Annotated in this window: 13 protein-coding genes and 2 pseudogenes; 6 read left to right on the top strand and 9 right to left on the bottom strand. The window is 71.3% G+C overall.

The genetic code is table 11. From position 1 onward, the window contains the following. Positions 1–40 precede the first annotated feature (40 nt). From AB0J88_RS06300 to arc, 3 genes are all read right to left on the bottom strand, one after another. Positions 41–820, bottom strand: coding sequence for a hypothetical protein (locus tag AB0J88_RS06300; RefSeq protein ID WP_364356505.1), 780 nt, complete (start codon positions 818–820; stop codon positions 41–43). A 271-nt stretch (positions 821–1,091) separates the two neighbouring features. Continuing rightward, positions 1,092–1,841 (bottom strand): hypothetical protein, encoded by a 750-nt coding sequence (locus AB0J88_RS06295; protein WP_364356508.1) that lies wholly within the window; start codon positions 1,839–1,841, stop codon positions 1,092–1,094. Between the two features lie 76 nt (positions 1,842–1,917). After that, the gene (gene arc, locus AB0J88_RS06290) at positions 1,918–3,699 is read right to left on the bottom strand and encodes a proteasome ATPase (protein WP_364356511.1); all 1,782 of its coding nucleotides are present in this window, start codon (positions 3,697–3,699) and stop codon (positions 1,918–1,920) included. A gap of 189 nt (positions 3,700–3,888) precedes the next feature. Between arc and AB0J88_RS06285 the strand changes: the two genes are divergently transcribed. Then, on the top strand, positions 3,889–4,188 hold the full coding sequence (locus AB0J88_RS06285; RefSeq protein ID WP_364356514.1) for a ferredoxin: 300 nt from the start codon (positions 3,889–3,891) through the stop codon (positions 4,186–4,188). Between the two features lie 13 nt (positions 4,189–4,201). On the opposite strand, the gene AB0J88_RS06280 is transcribed toward AB0J88_RS06285, so the two are convergent. The 3 genes and pseudogenes from AB0J88_RS06280 to AB0J88_RS06270 form a co-directional block, all read right to left on the bottom strand. Beyond that, positions 4,202–4,777: a hypothetical protein gene (locus tag AB0J88_RS06280; RefSeq protein WP_364356517.1), complete on the bottom strand. Its 576-nt coding sequence runs from the start codon at positions 4,775–4,777 to the stop codon at positions 4,202–4,204. A 203-nt stretch (positions 4,778–4,980) separates the two neighbouring features. Continuing rightward, positions 4,981–5,826, bottom strand: a pseudogene (locus tag AB0J88_RS06275) (tRNA (adenine-N1)-methyltransferase); the annotation flags it as partial. Positions 5,827–5,906: 80 nt separating this feature from the next. Then, positions 5,907–7,013, bottom strand: coding sequence for a M50 family metallopeptidase (locus AB0J88_RS06270; RefSeq protein WP_364356717.1), 1,107 nt, complete (start codon positions 7,011–7,013; stop codon positions 5,907–5,909). A 115-nt stretch (positions 7,014–7,128) separates the two neighbouring features. Here AB0J88_RS06270 and AB0J88_RS06265 point away from each other — a divergent pair, with 115 nt between their 5' ends. Next, positions 7,129–8,055 (top strand): PD-(D/E)XK nuclease family protein, encoded by a 927-nt coding sequence (locus AB0J88_RS06265; RefSeq protein WP_364356520.1) that lies wholly within the window; start codon positions 7,129–7,131, stop codon positions 8,053–8,055. 48 nt (positions 8,056–8,103) lie between these two features. On the opposite strand, the gene AB0J88_RS06260 is transcribed toward AB0J88_RS06265, so the two are convergent. After that, the gene (locus AB0J88_RS06260; RefSeq protein ID WP_364356523.1) at positions 8,104–8,391 is read right to left on the bottom strand and encodes a hypothetical protein; all 288 of its coding nucleotides are present in this window, start codon (positions 8,389–8,391) and stop codon (positions 8,104–8,106) included. A gap of 501 nt (positions 8,392–8,892) precedes the next feature. On the opposite strand from AB0J88_RS06260, the gene metH reads away from it, so the two are divergent. From metH to AB0J88_RS06245, 3 genes are read left to right on the top strand one after another with little or no spacing between them, the layout of a single operon-like run. After that, the gene (gene metH / locus AB0J88_RS06255) at positions 8,893–12,477 is read left to right on the top strand and encodes a methionine synthase (RefSeq protein ID WP_364356526.1); all 3,585 of its coding nucleotides are present in this window, start codon (positions 8,893–8,895) and stop codon (positions 12,475–12,477) included. 41 nt (positions 12,478–12,518) lie between these two features. Beyond that, on the top strand, positions 12,519–12,839 hold the full coding sequence (locus tag AB0J88_RS06250) for a PadR family transcriptional regulator (protein ID WP_364356528.1): 321 nt from the start codon (positions 12,519–12,521) through the stop codon (positions 12,837–12,839). Positions 12,840–12,860: 21 nt separating this feature from the next. Then, positions 12,861–14,072, top strand: a complete 1,212-nt coding sequence (locus AB0J88_RS06245) for a hypothetical protein (RefSeq protein ID WP_364356531.1) — start codon at positions 12,861–12,863, stop codon at positions 14,070–14,072. A gap of 176 nt (positions 14,073–14,248) precedes the next feature. On the opposite strand, the gene AB0J88_RS06240 is transcribed toward AB0J88_RS06245, so the two are convergent. Both AB0J88_RS06240 and AB0J88_RS06235 read right to left on the bottom strand, forming a co-directional pair. Further along, entirely contained in the window at positions 14,249–16,459 is a 2,211-nt protein-coding gene (locus tag AB0J88_RS06240) for a tetratricopeptide repeat protein (RefSeq protein WP_364356534.1), read from the bottom strand. Positions 16,460–16,708: 249 nt separating this feature from the next. Then, positions 16,709–17,386, bottom strand: a complete 678-nt coding sequence (locus AB0J88_RS06235) for a response regulator transcription factor (protein ID WP_364356537.1) — start codon at positions 17,384–17,386, stop codon at positions 16,709–16,711. A 139-nt stretch (positions 17,387–17,525) separates the two neighbouring features. On the opposite strand from AB0J88_RS06235, the pseudogene AB0J88_RS06230 reads away from it, so the two are divergent. After that, positions 17,526–18,263 (top strand): annotated as a pseudogene (locus AB0J88_RS06230) (ABC transporter ATP-binding protein); the annotation flags it as partial. Positions 18,264–18,391: the final 128 nt, after the last annotated feature.

Here is an 18,391-nt window from a genome sequence, read left to right as displayed (position 1 = left end):
GGGTGTACGGGCAGCCGGGCGTGGGGCGTGCGGCGCGGTCCTAGAAGAACGCGTACTGCTCCTCCGTGGCGTCCTCCACGTCGGTGGCCGCCGGCCGCTCGATGGTGGTGGGCTCGCCCAGAGCGGTCAGCTGGATCTCCGACACCATGTCGCCCATGGAGGAGGTCTCGATGGTGTACGAGAGGTCGGTCAGCCGGCCTTGCGCGTCAACGGTGACCTCGTACGGCACGGCGGACCCGTTGGTCGCCAGGCGTGACACGGGCTCGAGCTGGGACTTGGCCTTCTCCGGCGCGGCCTCGACGGCCTTCTTGATGTCCGCGATGCCTTCGTAGGTCACCGAGCCGTCGGCGCCGTCGTGCTTCTCCGCCGTGACCACGCCGCCGAGGATTCCCGAGTGCTGCGTGACGTCAAGGGAGTTGCGCATCGGGCTGGACGCGTTGAGCTTGTCGACCTCGAGCCGCAGGTAGGGCTTCTTCCCCGCCTGGCCGGACTTGATGAAGAGGTCGTCGCCCAGCTTCACGACCTCGACGGGGGTCTGCATCCCCTCCAGCGAGATCACCATGGCGTCGGCGGCGAGGTCGACGCGAGCGGTCATGTCGAGGCTCTGCTGCTTGCCGACCGCGATGTGCGCGGTCATCGTGAACGACTTCGTATCGAAGCTCCGCTGGAACGACTCCTTGACGACGGTCACGGCGTCACGGGCGTCGGCGGTGGGTGAGGGCGAAGAGGTGGACGGAGCGGCCGACTCGGCGGCCGGCGTGGCACAGCCGGCGACGAGCAGGACGCCGATCAGGGCGAGAACAGGAAGGGATCGAAACACCGGGACACTTTAGCGATCTTGAGGACCGCGCACCGACCCATTTCGGGGTACGTACGTCACCGGTTGTAGAAAACCTCGCCGGCCGGCTCGATGTCGCGGCGCGGCGGCAATGGTGGCCGCACCCAGCACGATGCTCGGTGAGCCGCAGCGTGGTGCGGCTCGACGCGTCTACCAGTGCAGCCGGCGACCAGCAGCACACCACCGAGTGGGGTGGCGGCCAGGAGGCGAGGCGTTGTGGGCACCGGCGAAGGATAGAGGATCTTGCTCGCCGCTACAGCGCCGCGTAGTGCTCGGACGTAGCGTTCTTGACCTGCTCCGGCTTCGGCCGGACGACGGTGACGGCGGTGCCGTACCCGCTCATCCGGATCGCGATCGTTTCCAGGCCCTCGGTGGTCTCGATCTCGTAGGTCAGGCGCAGCAGCCGGCCCTGCGCGTCGACGCCGAGCCGGAAGGGGACGGCCTGGGCGTTGCGGGCGCGTAGCACCGTCGCCCCCATCGACTTCCGGGCCTCGGCCGGCGCGGCGTCCAGCGCCATTTGCAGTTGGAGGCGGCCCTCGTAGACACGCGTGCCGGCCGTCTCCTCGACCTTGCGCGAGATGAGCACGCCGGGCAGGACGCTTGCCCGAGCCAGGTCGAGCGAGGTACGCAGCGGGCCATCGGCCCGCAGCTTGCCGACCTCGACCCGCAGAAAGGTACCGTCGTCCTGCTTGACCAGGAGCTCGTCACCGAGCCAGACCATCTCCTGGTACTCGTCAGCCACCATGGTCACCGTCGCCGCGTCGGCCGCGGCGTCGACCGCCATGTCGACCTTCGAGAGCTGGCGCTCGCCGGCCGAGATCTGGATCGAGATGCTGTACGTCTTCTCGGCGGACCCACGCTCGAACGCCGCGCGCGCGACAGCCAGATCGTCGAGCGTGTCGGTCACGACCGGCGCGGGCTCGCCCGGCCCTTCGGCCAGGTCACCGCACGCGGCCAGCGACAACGCTCCGATCAGGAACAGAATGATCATGACACGACGCATGCCAGGCACCATACAGAAACCGAGCATGCGGAAAGGGGCGGCGCCCGAAGGCGTCGCCCCTTTCGTGGAGATCTTGTTACAGGTACTGACCGGTGTTGCTGGCCGTCTCGATGGAGCGGCCGGCCTCGGTGCCCTTGCCGCCGGAGACGAGCGTGCGGATGTAGACGATCCGCTCGCCCTTCTTGCCGGAGATGCGGGCCCAGTCGTCGGGGTTGGTGGTGTTGGGCAGGTCCTCGTTCTCGCGGAACTCGTCGACGCAGGCGTCCAGCAGGTGCTGGAGGCGCATGCCCTTGCGGCCCGAGGCGAGGAACTCCTTGATGGCCATCTTCTTGCCCCGGTCGACGATGTTCTGGATCATCGCGCCCGAGTTGAAGTCCTTGAAGTAGAGGACCTCCTTGTCACCGTTGGCATAGGTGACCTCGAGGAACCTGTTCTCTTCGGACTCGGAGTACATCCGGAGGACGACCGCCTCGATCATCGCTTCGACCGTGGCCTGGGTGTCGCCGCCGTGCTCGGCCAGGTCGTCGCCGTGCAGCGGCAGGCCGGCCAGGATGTACTTGCTGAAGATGTCCTTCGCGGCCTCGGCGTCCGGACGCTCGATCTTGATCTTCACGTCGAGTCGGCCGGGGCGCAGGATGGCGGGGTCGATCATGTCTTCGCGGTTGGACGCGCCGATCACGATGACGTTCTCGAGCCCCTCCACGCCGTCGATCTCCGACAGCAGCTGCGGGACGATCGTGTTCTCCACGTCGGAGGAGACGCCGGAGCCGCGGGTGCGGAACACCGAGTCCATCTCGTCGAAGAACACGATCACCGGGGTGCCCTCGCCGGCCTTCTCACGGGCCCGCTGGAACACCAGCCGGATGTGCCGCTCGGTCTCGCCGACGTATTTGTTGAGCAGCTCCGGACCCTTGATGTTGAGGAAGTAGCTGGTGTGCTTCTCCTCGCCACGTCGCTCGGCGATCTTCTTCGCCAACGAGTTGGCGACCGCCTTGGCGATCAGGGTCTTGCCGCAACCGGGCGGTCCGTAGAGCAGGATGCCCTTAGGCGGCCGCAGCTGGTGCTCGCGGAACAGGTCGGCGTGCAGGAACGGCAGCTCCACCGCGTCGCGGATCGCCTCGATCTGCGTGTGCAGGCCACCGATGTCCTCGTAGCCGACGTCGGGGACCTCCTCGAGGACGAGCTCCTCGACCTCGCTCTTCGGGATCCGCTCGTACGCGTACGCCGAGCGGGGCTCGATCATGAGCGAGTCACCGCTGCGCAGTGCGGCGCCGATGAGCGACTCGGCCAGGTGGACGATCCGCTCCTCGTCAGCGTGGGAGATCACCAGAGCGCGGTCACCAGCACCGCCACTCGGGTTTTCCAGGATCTCCTTCAGCATGACGACCTCGCCGACCCGCTCGTAGCCGAACGCGTCGACCACGTTGAGCGCGTCGTTGAGCAGGACCTCCTGGCCGCGCTTGAGCTCTTCCGTCTCGATCGACGGAGACACGGCCACGCGCAGCTTGCGACCGCCGGTGAAGACATCCACCGTGCCGTCGTCGTGGCGGGTCAGGAAGACGCCGTAACCGCTCGGCGGCTGTGCCAGGCGGTCGATCTCTTCCTTGAGTGTGACGATCTGGGCCCGAGCCTCTTTGAGGGTCGTGACGAGCCGCTCGTTGTTTTCGGACACTCGGGCCAGCTGCGCCTGCGTTGCCGCGAGCCGCTCCTCGAGCTGACGGACGTGTCGGGGGCTCTCTGTGAGCCTGCGCCGCACCAGAGCGAGTTCCTCTTGAAGGAACGCGACCTGGGTGGAGAGATCGTGGGTCTCCTTCTCCCACCGTGCGGCGCGCGCATCCGCGTCGTCGCTGCGTGCCACGTCCCACCTCCCCGGGGGGCTAAAAACGTTCTGTCATAACACTAACCGCTCCGACGACGATTTAGACCCAGGCAACACCCTCGTCACTGAGTCTTGATCTCGAAGATTTGGTGTTCGTCACTGCGGAGGAGCCCCAAAACCATCGTCGGGTACGGTCGGAACGTACGAACGTAGCTCGCGGGAGGCCAAGTGACGACTCAGACCGAGACTGATCAGTTGCGGGTCTGGGTGGACCAGGATCTGTGCACGGGCGATGGGCTCTGTGTGCAGTACGCCCCGGACGTGTTCGAGTTCGACATCGACGGCCTGGCGTACGTCAAGGACGCGTCAGGAGAGCTGCAGGTGTCACCTGGTGTCCGGGTTGACGTGCCCGCTCACCTGCGGTTGGACGTGCTGGACTCGGCGAAGGACTGCCCCGGCGAGTGCATCCACGTGATGCGCGGCGACTCCGACGAGGAGATCGCCGGCCCGAACGCCCCCGTCGAATAACGGCTCCGCCGTCTCACAAAGTGGGACGGCCGACCAACGAGGCGACCAGCCGGGCGAAGTCCTCCAGGCGGGTGATCTGCCCCGCTCCCCCATCGTCGAGCGTCTTGCCGAACCGCAGCGCGTCGTGGCGGGGCGTCTGAACGCCCTCGTCACCCGCTCCGGCCTCGTCCATCGAGCTGAGCAGCAGGTAGACGTCGATCGAGTCGGTGCGCGCCTGGCCGCTGGGCGACCGCGAGAGCCGGCGCCGGCAGCCCACCTCGGTGACGGTCGAGAGCGGCACGACCCGCAGCGACGAGGTCATCGAGCCGGCCGGGCCGTCGGTGGGCGGCACGTCCTCGCCGTGCCAGAGCACCAGGCGGCTGCCGTCGCAGACGACGACCTCCTGCCAGACGCCGTTGACCTCGTTGACGAAGCGCTCGAGGGTGAAACACACGACCGTGGCGCCGTTGAGGACGCCGCCCAGGGCCTCCAGCGCGACGTCGGGGTCGCGCAGGTAGGCCCGGGCGGCGGAGTCCAGGTCGGGGTACGGCGACCAGTCCGGGAAGACGGCGGGCAGGTCGTTGCCGCCGCCGAACGAGGGCCGGCTCATCTGGGCTCGCCCGGAAGATCCCGCGGCGTGGCGGACCCGTCCGGCGTGTCGTGGCCGTTGGCGGCGCCTGGGCCGGCGGAGCCGTTCGCTGGCGGGATCGCTCCCACGTGCCCCGTCGTCGGGTTACCGCCGGCCACGGCCGGCGAAACGGCGTCCGGCTCCGGCCCCGCGCCGTCGACCGGCGGGTCCTGCGGTGCCCGGGACGCCGCCTTGCGTATCGCGTAGGCCTCTGCGCCCTTGGAGGGTTTGCGCCGGCGGGGCGGGGCGATGACGCCCGGGGCGAGCTTGCGCGCCGAGACCAGGAAGGCCGTGTGCGCGATCATGCGGTGGTCGGGGCGGACGGCCAGGCCCTCGGCGTGCCAGTCCCGGACCAGCGACTCCCAGGCGCGGGGCTCGGTGAAGCCGCCCTTCTCGCGCAGCGCCTCGACCAGGTCGGAGAGCTGCGTGGTGGTCGCGACGTAGCCGATGAAGACGCCGCCCGGCACCAGCGCGCGGGAGATCAGGTCGACGGCGTCCCAGGGGGCGAGCAGGTCGAGGATGATCCGGTCGAAGCCGGTGTCGGTGCAGGTCAGCACGTCGCCGTTGCGCAGGGTCCACGCCGGGTGCGGGCCGCCGAAGAAGGCCTCGACGTTCTTGCGGGCGATGGCGGCGAAGTCCTCGCGAAGCTCGTACGAGATCAGGTCACCCGACGGGCCGACCGCGCGCAGCAGCCAGCTGGCCAGGGCGCCGGAGCCGGCACCGGCCTCCAGCACGCGCGCGCCCGGGAAGATGTCGCCCATCGTGACGATCTGGCCGGCGTCCTTCGGGTAGATCACCTGGGCGCCGCGGGGCATGGACAGCACGTAGTCGGACAAAAGCGGCCTGAGGGCCAAATACTCTGTGCCGCCGGCGGAGCGGACGACCGAGCCGTCCGGCAGGCCGATGAGTGCGTCGTGGGCGAGCGCGCCGCGGTGCGTGTGGAACTCGCGGCCGGGCTCGAGGGTGACGGTGTGCATGCGACCCTTGGGGTCGGTGAGCTGGACCCTTTCGCCGACCCGGAACGGCCCCCGGTTGCTCGGGGTGGTGTCGGGCTCGGACCCCCGCTTTTCGGGGGTCGCGTTCGGGTCGGTGTGCTCGGTGGTGATCGGGTTCACGTCCTCGTCTTTCCGTTGGGCTCCAGCAGCTGCGCGAGGTCAGACAGGCGCAGCACACCGACCACATCTTCGCCCGAAGTCACCAGGTACTGCGAGCCCGGGTTGCGCTGAACCGTCGTGATCACCTGATCGCCGCTCGTGCCGACCGGGATCGTGGGCACGCCGTCGATCCCCCGGGCCACGGTGTCGACGGAGACCCAGGGACGGCGCTCGAGGGGTACGGCCTCGACCGCGGCCTTCTCGACCAGCCCGACCAGGCGCCCCGAGGAGTCCGCCGTGGCCAGCACGTAGTCCTGGCTGCCGGCGGCGAGGGCCAGCCGCTGCGCCTCGGCCAGCGGGGTGCCGCTGCGCACCGTGAACACCGGCCGGGCCAGCCGGCGCAGGTCGATGAGCGGGAACCGCCGGCTGATCCGGGCGAACCGGATGCTCTGGCCGGCACCCTGCCAGAGGGTCAGCGCGATCAGCAGCATGAAGACGAGACCGAAGAGCGACAGGATGTCGAAGTACGCGAGCGCGGCCACCGTGATCGCCACCGCGACGGCGAGGCCGCGGCCGACCCAGCCGGCCACCTCCGTGCCGATGTGGCGGTCCTTGGAGACCCACCAGACGATGGCGCGCAGGGCACGGCCGCCGTCCAGGGGCAGGCCCGGCAGCACGTTGAAGATCGCGACCACGACGTTGCTGAACGCCACCTGGAAGCTGAGCTCGTTCCAGAGGGTGCCGTCGGGCAGGGCGAGGGTCACTCCGATCGCGCCGGCGCCGAGCACCAGCGACACGGCCGGCCCCGCCAGGGAGACGAGCAGGTCGACGCGCGGGTTGGGCGCGTCGCGGTCCATCTCGGTGTAGCCGCCGAGCAGCTCCAACGTGATCCCCTTCACCCCGATGCCGAAGCGCCGGGCGGTGATCGCGTGGCCGAGCTCGTGGAGCAGGACGGAGAGCAGGAGGCAGACGACGAAGCCGAAGCCGACCAGGTAGCCGGCGGGGACGCTCAGGTCGAGCTGCTGCCGGACGAAGTTGCCGTAGAGCAGCGTGATCAGCGCCGCGAGCAGGAGCACAGAGGGATTGAGGTAGAGCGGGACACCCCAAAGGCGCCCGACCACCATGCCGGGTCGCCGCTCAGGGCGATCATCACCGCTCGCGTTGTCTGCCATCGTATCGATGCTATCGACACGACCCGCCCGCGCGGATTCGTCGTACCCCTCGTTTAGCGTCTGAGGCATGACAACGCAGGCTGTGTCCCTCGAACCGCACGACGAGGCGCCGGTTCATCCCACGCTGTCGCCCTCCCGTGCGGCCGACTTCAAGACCTGCCCGTTGCTGTTCCGGTTCCGCACGATCGACCGCCTACCCGAGACCCAGACCCCTGATCAGGCCCGCGGCACGCTGGTGCACGCGGTGCTGGAGAGGCTGTTCGACCTACCGGCCGCCGAGCGCACCGCCGAGGCGGCCGCCGACCTCGTGGCGCCCGAGTGGTCCCGCATGGTCGAGGAGGTCCCGGAGCTGGCCGACCTGTTCGAAGACGGTCCCCCTGCGCTGGTGGCCCTGGACGATCCCGCCGTCGACGTGGTCCGGCCCTGGACGACCGACGACTTCCTGGCCTCGGCCCGTGGGCTGCTGGCCGGCTACTTCACGGTGGAAGACCCGCGCCGGCTGGAGCCGGCCGAGCGGGAGACCCTGATCAGCGCCCTGGTCGACGACCAGCTGCTGATCCGGGGCTACATCGACCGGCTCGACGTCGCCCCCGACGGCGCGCTGCGGGTGGTCGACTACAAGACGGGCGGCGCGCCCCGCGAGGCTTTCGAAGCGCGAGCGCTCTTCCAGCTCAAGTTCTACGCGCTGGTCCTCTGGCGCACCCGGGGCGTGGTGCCGCGGGTGCTCCGGCTGCTCTACCTGAAAGACCAGGAGATCTGCGACTACTCACCCGACGCCGACGAACTGGCCCGCTTCGAACGCACCTTGCTGGCGCTGTGGCAGGCGATCGAGCGAGCCAAGGAGGCCAAGGAGTTCCAACCGAAACCGAGCCGACTATGCGGGTGGTGCGCACACCAGGCGCTGTGTCCGGCGTTCGGCGGGACGCCGCCGCCATATCCGGCGCCCCGCCAGCGCGAGGTGGTCGAGGTGGTGACCCCGGGAGCCGACGACTAGAGGCAGCGTCCGATTGGCGCACCGGGCAGCGGCAATCCCCGCCGGGCGTCAGGCGGCTTCTCCGCGATGACGGTCCCGGTACTCCTGCAGGGCTGGCCGGACAATGCCTGACTTACCTTCGCGGTCGCGGCCGGCGGCCTGCTCCAGCCACTCGATGATCGACGGAGGCAGCCGGAAGGTCGCGGGCCGCATCGCGGGCGCACCTCGCTCGTCCACCTGTGTCATCGGTTCGACCGCGCGGTCGGCAGCGGCCACCAGCGCGCTGGTGTCATTGCTCAGAAACCAGTCGCCGATCTCCTCCTTGGTCATGGCGGTGAAGTCCGGTCGTTCACTCATCTCTGTCCCTCCCGAGCCAGGTCTCGAACTCGGCACCGTTCATGGGCTTTGCTCGAGCCACCCGCCACACGAATGAGTCGTCGTGTCGGAAGAGCAGCACGCCAATAGCCCGATGCTCGACCGTCACCGAATAAACGGCGAGCACGTCCTTGTCGACATTTGATCCGTAGCTGATCGTGCGGCGCCGCTTCCAGCGCCTCAGCGACCTCGGCAATGCTCACGTCGACGAGCTTCGCTGCCGGTTCACCGACCGCGGGCAGCCGCCCAGACGGCTACCTGTCCGAATCCACGATCCGCACGCTGCGGCGCGGCTGGAGCCTGGACCCGGTCGACGACGCCTGGGCTTCGTGGTCGGTGCGAGCTGAGAGTCGGGTAGCGTTATCGGTCCGAGACGAGAGGCGCTGCAACGGGGCGAGAGTCCCGCCACGCTCGTCCGGACCACTTGTCGCCGCAGCGGCAGGAGGGCTCAAGGACGCCTCCGTTGAATCGGAGGTGTTCCACGTGGAGACCGAGTTGCGCCGTCTGCTGGGCGAGCGGGTCCTGGTGCTGGACGGCGCCTGGGGCACGATGATCCAGGCCGCCGAGCTCACGGCTGCCGACTACCGGGCGGGCGGCCTCGTGCCGGACGATCACCCGCAGGACGTCACCGGCGACCCGGATCTGCTCAACCTGACCCGGCCCGACCTGATCCTCGACATCCACCGGCAGTACCTCGCCGCCGGCGCCGACATCACCACCACCAACACGTTCACCGCGACCAGCGTCGGCCAGGCCGACTACGGCCTGGAGGCCCACGTCCGCGAGATGAACCTGGCCGGTGCCCGGCTGGCCCGGCAGGCGGCCGACGAGATCGGCGGCCGGTTCGTCGCCGGCTCCGTCGGGCCGCTCAACGTCACCCTCTCGCTCTCCCCCAAGGTCGACGACCCGGCTTACCGCGCGGTCACCTTCGACCAGGTGAAGGCCTCGTACGCGGAGCAGATCGAAGCCCTGGCCGAAGGCGGCGTCGACCTGCTGCTGATCGAGACGATCTTCGACACGCTCAACGCCAAGGCGGCCCTCGCCGCGGCCCGCGAGGTGGCCCCCGACCTGCCGCTCTGGATCTCGCTGTTCGTCGACATCTCGGGGCGCACGCTCTCCGGGCAGACCGTCGAGGCGTTCTGGCGGTCGATCGAGCAGGCCAAGCCGCTGGTGGTCGGCGCCAACTGCTCGCTCGGCGCCAAGGAGCTCCGGCCCCACGTGGCCGAGCTCGCCCGCATCGCCGACACCTTCGTCGCCACCCACCCCAACGCGGGCCTGCCCAACGCGTTCGGCGGCTACGACCAGACCCCGGCGGAGACCGGCGAGCTGATCGGCGAGTTCGCCGGCGCCGGGCTGGTCAACATCGTCGGCGGCTGCTGCGGCACGACCCCGGCGCACATCAACCGCATCGCGGAAGCGGTGCGAAACGCCCCGCCGCGCACCGTCGAACCGCCGAAGGCGACCACCCGCTTCAGCGGCCTCGAGCCGTTCGCGATCGGCCCCGACACCGGCTTCGTGATGATCGGCGAGCGCACCAACGTCACCGGCTCGGCCCGGTTCCGCCGGCTGATCGAGGCCGACGACTACCAGGGCGCCGTCGACGTGGCCCTCGACCAGGTGCGCGGCGGCGCCAACCTGCTCGACGTCAACATGGACGCCGACCTGCTCGACAGCGAGCGCGCGATGACCACGTTCCTCAACCTGATCGCCACCGAGCCCGAGGTCGCCCGCATCCCCGTGATGGTCGACAGCTCGAAGTGGAGCGTGCTCGAGGCCGGCCTCAAGTGCGTGCAGGGCAAGGGCGTGGTCAACTCGATCAGCCTCAAGGAGGGCGAGGAGGCGTTCCTCGAGCAGGCGCACAGCATCCGCGGCTTCGGCGCCGGCGTCGTCGTGATGGCCTTCGACGAGCAGGGTCAGGCCGACACCCGCGACCGCAAGGTCGAAATCTGCGGCCGGGCGTACGACCTGCTGGTCGACAAGGCCGGCTTCGCTCCCGAGGACATCGTCTTCGACCCGAACGTGCTGGCCGTGGCGACCGGCATCTCCGAGCACAACGGCTACGCGAAGGCCTTCATCGAGGCACTCCCGCTGATCAAGGAGCGGTGCCCGGGCGCGCGTACCAGTGGCGGCATCTCGAACCTGTCCTTCTCGTTCCGCGGCAACGACGTGGTGCGCGAGGCGATGCACTCGGCGTTCCTCTTCCACGCCGTCAAGGCGGGGCTCGACATGGGCATCGTCAACGCCGGCCAGCTCGCCGTCTACCAGGACATCCCGGCCGACCTGCTCGAGCTCGTCGAGGACGTGCTGTTCGACCGGCGACCGGACGCGACCGACCGCCTCGTCGAGTTCGCCGCCACCGTCAAGGGCGAGGGCAAGCGGCGCACGGTCGACCTCTCCTGGCGCGAGGCACCGGTCTCCGAAAGGCTCTCGCACGCGCTCGTGCACGGCATCGTCGACTTCATCGAGGACGACACCGAGGAGGCCCGGCAACTCCTGCCCCGGCCGCTCGACGTCATCGAGGGTCCGCTGATGGACGGCATGAAGGTCGTCGGCGACCTGTTCGGCTCCGGCAGGATGTTCCTGCCGCAGGTGGTCAAGAGCGCCCGGGTCATGAAGCGCTCGGTGGCCTACCTCGAGCCGTTCATGGAGGCGGCCCGGCTGGCGGGCGATGCCGAGGAGACGCGCGGCCAGGGCAAGGTCGTGCTGGCCACCGTCAAGGGCGACGTGCACGACATCGGCAAGAACATCGTCGGCGTGGTCCTCGGCTGCAACAACTACGAGGTGGTCGACCTCGGGGTGATGGTGCCCGCCGCCACGATCCTCGAGACCGCGATCGCCGAGAAGGCCGACGTGATCGGTCTGTCGGGCCTGATCACCCCGTCGCTCGACGAGATGGTCGCGGTCGGTGCCGAGATGCAGCGCCGCGGCTTCACGGTGCCGCTGCTGATCGGCGGGGCGACCACGTCCAAGCAACACACCGCGGTCAAGATCGCTCCCGCGTACGAGGGATCGACGGTCCACGTCCTCGACGCCTCCCGGGTCGTCGGCGTGGTGTCCGACCTGCTCGACACCAAGCGGGCCGTCACGCTCGACGAGGAGAACCGCGCCGAGCAGGAGCGGCTGCGCGAGCAGCACGCCAACCGGCACGCCCAGCCGCTGCTGACCCTCGAAGCCGCGCGCGCCAACCGCGAGCAGGTCTTTACCGACGCGCCGCCGGTGCCGCAGTTCACCGGTGTCCGCGAGGTACGGCCCGCCATCGCGGAGCTGCGCGCGTACGTCGACTGGCAGTTCCTGTTCCTCGCCTGGGAGCTGAAGGGCAAGTTCCCGGCCATCCTGGAGCAGCCGGTGGCCCGCGAGCTCTTCGATGACGCCAACGCGCTGCTCGACACGATCATCGCGGACGGCTCGTTCGAGGCGCGCGGCCTGTACGGCTTCTGGGGCGCACACAGCGAGGGCGACGACATCGTGCTCGACAACGGGGTCCGTTTCCCGATGCTGCGCCAGCAGACCCGGAAGCCGGACGGGCGGGCCAACCGCAGCCTGGCCGACTACGTGGCACCGAGCGGCGACCACCTGGGCGGCTTCGCGGTCGCCATCCACGGCGCCGAGGCGCTGGCGAAGCGCTTCGAGGCCGAGCACGACGACTACCGGGCGATCATGGTCAAAGCGCTGGCCGACCGGCTGGCCGAGGCGTTCGCGGAGTACGTGCACCTCCAGGCCCGCCGCGAGTGGTTCGAGCCCGCCGACGCGGCTCCGGTGCTGGAGGACCTGCACGCGGAGCGGTTCCGCGGGATCCGGCCCGCGCTCGGCTACCCGGCCAGCCCCGACCACAGCGAGAAGAAGGAGCTGTTCGAGCTGCTCGGCACCGACACGATCGGGGTGGGGCTGACCGAGTCGTACGCGATGACCCCGGCCGCCGCCGTCAGCGGCCTGATCTTCCAGCACCCCGAGTCGCGCTACTTCACGGTCGGCCGCCTGGGCCAGGACCAGATCATCGACTACGCCGCCCGCCGCGGGATGACGGTGGAAGAGGCCGAGCGCTGGCTGCGCCCGAACCTGGCCTACTGAGGGGGTTGCGCACTAACTCTACCTAGGTAGATATTGGTGCGATGGTACGTGTACGACGCCCGTCGCCCCAGACCGTCGCCGTGCTCGCCGCTCTCGGCGAGGCCGGCGACGGCTGGAGCCACGGCTACGACCTGTGCCGCGTCCTCGGGCTCAAGGCCGGCACCGTCTACCCGATCCTCATCCGCCTGACCGAGCGCGGGCACGTCGAGACCTCGTGGGAGACCGACCCGCCCCGCGGGCGTCCGGCGCGGCACCTCTACCGGCTCAGCACCGCGGGCGCCGAGTTCGCCCGCGCCGTCACCGCGCCCGCGCCGGCCAGGGACGGCGCAACCGCACCCCGGCTCGCGCCCGGGACCGCCTGAGACACCGTCCGGAGGACGCCGATGCTCGCCGTGCTTCTCCTCGTGGTGCTGGGTATGGCGCCACTGCTCGCGCTCGTGCTCCTCGTGACCCGACTCCCGCAGCCGGACCAGCGCCCGCTCGGCACCCGCGTCCGGGCGGCGCTGCGGTCCGGGTTCGCGCGGCCCGTCCGACCGGGCTTGGTCGCGCTCGCCGTCGTGGCCGCCGCGCTCACCTTCGGCCTCGAACGCGGTTACCTCGCCGCCGTCCCCCACGGCTCACGCTGGGGCTTCGACGTGGCGCTGCTCGCGGTCGTGCTCGGCCCGGCCGCCGCGCTCGCCTGTGCCGGGCTCAGCGCCCTGCTCGCGGCCGCCGTGTCCCGGGCGCGCGGGTTCGGTGCCGGCACCGTGGTCGGGCTGCTGGCGCTGCTGGCCGTCGCCGCCGGCAGCGCGGCCGCCCACCTGCCGCTGCTCGCGAGCTATCGGGCCGACCCGGGCGGCTTCCCGGTCGTGCCGAACCTCGGCGAGGGCGACCTGCTGGCGCCGTTCCCGATCTTCCTGGCCGCGCTGGTCTGGGCCGCGCCGTGGCCGGTGATCGGCGCCGCTCTCGGTGACGCTCCCGGCTCCAGGCACCCGGTGCGCGACGGCTCGCAGCTCCTGCTCGACCTGGCCACCTCCGGCCTGCCCGAGAGCCGCTCGGCCTGGGGTGCCGCGCTGCGTGCCGAGCTGGCGAACATCGACCCGCCACGGGAGCGGCGCTGGTTCGCGGTCGGCGGAGCGTGGGCCGCGATCCGGTCGGGAGCATCCCGCCACGCCTGGCTCGCCGCCGCCGGCGTGCTGCTCGTCGTCGCGGCAGCGTCGTTGGCGGCCTCGCGCTGGTCGCTCGCACACGACCGGGGAGGCGTCCTCGTTTTCTGGACGACGGTCCCGAACGCCCTGCTGCTGGCCGTCGCGCTCGCCACAGCCTGGCGCACCCGCTCGTTCGCCACCGGCCTGCGCGCCGGGGTGCTGGCCGGCTGCGCCGCCCTCGTCGCGGTGCTCGTGGTCGGCATCCCCGAGGCGGTGGTCTGGGCGAACCAGCGGGCGGGCTACCTCACCACCGGCGACGCCGTGCCACCCGACTGGCAGTCGGCGGTCCGTGACGTACTCCGGCCGGAGTTCCTGGTCAGCATCCTCGTCCCCTGGACGGCCGCGGTCGCCAGCGGCGCGGCGGTCGGGGCGGCCCTCGGCCGCCTGCGCCAGCGAGTGGTCGCCTAGGCCAGCGCGAGGCCGCCACGGCCAGCGCGAGGCCGCCACGGCCAGCGCGAGGCCGCCACGGCCAGCGCGAGGCCGCCACGGCCAGCGCGAGGCCGCCAAGGCCAGCGCGAGGCCGCCAAGGCCAGCGCGAGGCCGCCAAGGCCAGCGCGAGGCCGCCAAGGCCAGCGCGTGGTCGTCTAGGCCAGCTTGCGGGCGACGTCGGGTGCCTGCGGGTGGCCGGCGCGGGCGAACCGCTCGTGGGCGAACTCCCAGCACTCCCTGGCCGCGACCGCATCCCCCAGGGCCTGGTGCACGTCGCCGAGGTGGTTGGCGTGCGCGGCGTCGAGGATCGGGTCGCCGAGCTCGCGGGCCAGCGCCCGGCCGAGCTCGAACTGTTCGGCCGCCGCCGCGTGCGCGCCGAGCGCGAGGTGGGCATGACCGAGGCCCTGGCGGGTTATCCCCTCGTTGGCCCGGTCGGCGGCCGCCCGCTGCACGGCGATCGCACGCTCGTAGAACGTCACCGCGGTCTGGTGGTCGCCGAGCTGCGCGTGGTACCAGCCGACCGCCATGGCAGCCCGGCCCTCCCAGCTCGGCTCGCCCAGCTCCGACCACACCCGCAGCGACCGCTCGATGTGCTCCAGCGCCCGGCCGTGGTCGGCCTGGAGCCAGCACACGTACGACAGCACGAATTCGGTCTCCGCCTCGCCGGGCCGGTCACCAGCCGCGCGGCAGAGCTCCATCGACTCGCGCATGTGCCCGTACGCCTCGGCGAAGCGCTCCAACCTGCCGGCGACGGCGCCGAGGAAGCGGTGGGCGTGCGCGGCGGCGGCCCGGTCGACCAGCGCGGTCGCGGCCCGCAGCGCGACGAACCAGGCGGCGCCCTCGTCGTCCCACCGGCGCCGTTCGAACAGGTAGGTGTCCAGCGCCCACCCGAGCTGCCACGCGTGCCGGTCGAGCCCGTCGTCGCGCGCCTGGCGCAGCGCCGACAGCAGCACCGAGCGCTCGGCGTCGAGCCAGGCCAGTGCCTTCTCGTACGGGACGTCGCCGTTGCCCGTCGCGACCGGCAGCGGGATCGGCGCGCGGGCCGGGTTCAGCACGCGATCGGCCTCGTGGGCGGTGCTCGTGTAGAAGTCGAGCAGCCGGGTCAGCGCGGCCCGGCGCTCGTCGGCCGGGTCCTGCTCGCGGGCGAGCTCGCCGGCGTGCTCGCGCAGCAGGTCGTGCATCAGATAGCGGGCCGGCCGGTGTTCGACCAGCAGGCCGGCATCGACCAACTCGCCCAGGATCGCGCGGGCGTCGTGCGTCCCGGCCAGCGCGGCCACGGCGTCGGCGGCGATGTCCGGGCCGGCGGTGAGGCCGAGCAGCCGGAAGAGCCGGGCGGCGGCGGGACTGAGCGCCTCGCGCGACCACGCGAACACCGCCCGCAGCTCGGCGAACGCGCCCGACCCGGACAGGCGCAGCTCGGCCGCGGCGACGGCCAGCGGGAAGCCCGTCTGCCGGACGCGCGCGGCGACCAGGGCGAGCGCGAGCGGAAGCCGCCCGCACGCGGCCACCGCGTCGTCCACGTCGGCGTCACCGTCTCCCAGCCGCGCCCGCATCAGCTCCGCGGCCTCGGCCGCGTCGGGCAGGTCGAGGGCGACCGGGGCAGCACCCGTCGCGGCGACGAGGGTGGTCAGCGGGTTGCGGCTGGTGACCAGCGTGCGCACGGGCGGGCTGCCGGCCAGCAGCGGCCGCACCTGGTCGGCGTCGCGGGCGTTGTCGAGGACGACGAGCATCCGGCGGCCAGCGGCGAGGCTGCGGTACCGGGCGAAGCGCGCGTCCCGGTCGACCGGCACCTCGTGCGGCGCCACCCCGAGCGCGTCGAGCAGGCTCCGCACCGCGTCGGCCGGGTCGACCACGTCACGGTCGTACCCCCGCAGGTCCACATAGAGCTGTCCGTCCGGGAAGCGCTCGGCGGTGTGGTGAGCCCAGTGCACGGCGAGCGCGGTCTTACCGACGCCGGGTGGCCCCGCCACGACGACGACCGGGCTTGTCGCGCTGTCGAGCGCGTCGAGGGCGTCGACCCGACCCGCGAACTCCCCGGTGCCGGCAGGAAGCTGGTTCGGCCCGGCCGTGCGCGGCGCGGGCCGGCGCCGGAGTCCTTCGTGGACGCCGACGAGCACGTCGTGACGGCGCCGCCAGTCGGCCAGCTCGGCGTCGGTGCCACCACAGGCGAGCACGAGCGGGCGCACGAGCGCCTCGAAGTCCGGGGGGCGCCGGATCTCGCCACCGAGGATCGCGTAGAGCTGCGCCCGGCTGATCTTCACCTCACGGGCGACGCTCGGCAGGTCACGGCCGGTAGCCCGCCACAGGCGCCGCAGATCGGCACAGAACTGCGCCACCGGATCCACGCGCACCGATCCGTCCCCCACGCGGCACACCCTATCCGGTCCGGGTCCGGTGTCCGACGCCGCGCATTCCACGGGAGCGGCGGCGAGCCGACCCACCCATGCGTCGGGACCACGATCGGGGACGTCGTCGTCGGGTTTGTCGTCCGCGGGCGACCACGCCCGATTCGTCGATCGACCGAGCCAGGCCCCACCACGCCCTTTCGAAGCAGCCATTGGCGAGTCAGGATCGCAGTCGTCGACCCTGATGTCGATCTTGCGGACGGCCGGGACTCAGATGCCGGGACGGACCAGGCCGGACTCGTACGCGAGGACGACCGCCTGGACTCGGTCGCGGAGGCCGAGTTTGGTCAGGACGTGGCCCACGTGGGTCTTGATCGTCGTCTCGCTCACCGAGAGCTTGCGGGCGATCTCCGCGTTGGACAGGCCGCGGGCGACCTGGACCAGCACCTCGCGCTCCCGTTCCGTGAGCGTCGCCAGGGCCGGTGGGGTCGTCTCGTGCGGGTCGGGCAGGGCGGCGGCGAAGCGGTCGAGCAGGCGCTTGAGGATCCGGGGAGCGACGACCGCTTCGCCGGCGGCTACGGTGCGGATCGCCGTCACCAGGTCGTCCGCCGGGATGTCCTTCGCGAGGAAGCCGCTGGCGCCGGCGCGCAGGGCGCCGACCACGTACTCGTCGAGGTCGAAGGTCGTCAGCACCAGGACCCGGACCGGAAGCCGGGCCTCGACGATCGCGCGCGTGGCGGCCACGCCGTCCATCCTGGGCATCCGGACGTCCATCAGCACCACGTCGGGCAGCAGCCGGCGGGCCAGGTTGACCGCCTCGGCGCCGTCGCCGGCCTCGCCGACCACGTCGAGGTCCGGCTGGGCGCCGAGGACCAGGCGGAAGCCCGTGCGCAGCAGCGGTTGGTCGTCGGCGAGCAGCACCCGCACCGGCCGTGCGTCGTCAGCCACCCTTGCCCCCTTAAGCGTTCACCGGTCATCTTCCCGTACCGCCGCTTCGTCCCGCTCCCCCGGCTCCAGCCGAACGCGGCTGGGTGTTTAGCCAGCAAATGTCCGCTTATCTCGAGTAGCTGCGGAAAGATCGGAAGACGTGACCACGACGAGCGTGACCGGACCGGCCGCGCGGGCCGTCCAGGTGTGGAAGGTGTACGGGTCCGGCGAGACCGAGGTCGTCGCGCTCCGCGACGTGAGCGTCGAGCTGGAGCGCGGCAAGTTCACCGCCATCATGGGGCCGTCCGGGTCCGGCAAGTCGACGCTGATGCACTGTCTGGCGGGGCTCGACTCGGTGAGCCGGGGCGAGGTCTTCGTCGGCGACACCCGGGTGACCGGCCTCGGCGACGCGGGCCTGACCCGCCTGCGGAGAGACAAGATCGGGTTCATCTTCCAGCAGTTCAACCTGCTGCCCACGCTGACGGCCGAGGAGAACATCCTGCTGCCCCTGTCGATCGCGGGGCGCAAACCGGACCCGGCGTGGTACCGCACCGTGATCGACACCGTCCGCCTCGGCGACCGGCTGGGCCACCGCCCGTCGCAGCTCTCCGGCGGCCAGCAGCAGCGGGTGGCCTGTGCGCGGGCGTTGGTCGCGCGACCCGACGTCATCTTCGCCGACGAGCCGACGGGCAACCTCGACTCGCGCTCGGGCGCTGACGTCCTGGGCTTCCTGCGCGAGTCGGTGACCACGCACGGCCAGACCATCGTCATGGTCACCCACGATCCAGTCGCGGCATCGTACGCGGACCGCGTCCTGTTCCTCGCCGACGGCGCCGTGGTCGACGAGATCCTCGAACCCACCGCCGACGCCGTCCTCGACCGCATGCGCACGATCGACGAAGGTCCGCGAGGGTTGGGACCGGCCGCCGGCCTTCCGCACGAGAGCCGCGGAACCACCGACCCGACCGGGCGGACCCCGCATCCCGGACCCCCGCCCCCGGTCGGTGGTGGCCCGGCCCGGATGGA

The sequence above is a fragment of the Asanoa sp. NPDC049475 genome (assembly GCF_040676915.1).
In the GTDB taxonomy this organism is placed as follows: domain Bacteria; phylum Actinomycetota; class Actinomycetes; order Mycobacteriales; family Micromonosporaceae; genus Asanoa.
This window is presented reverse-complemented; position numbering and strand designations above follow the sequence as displayed.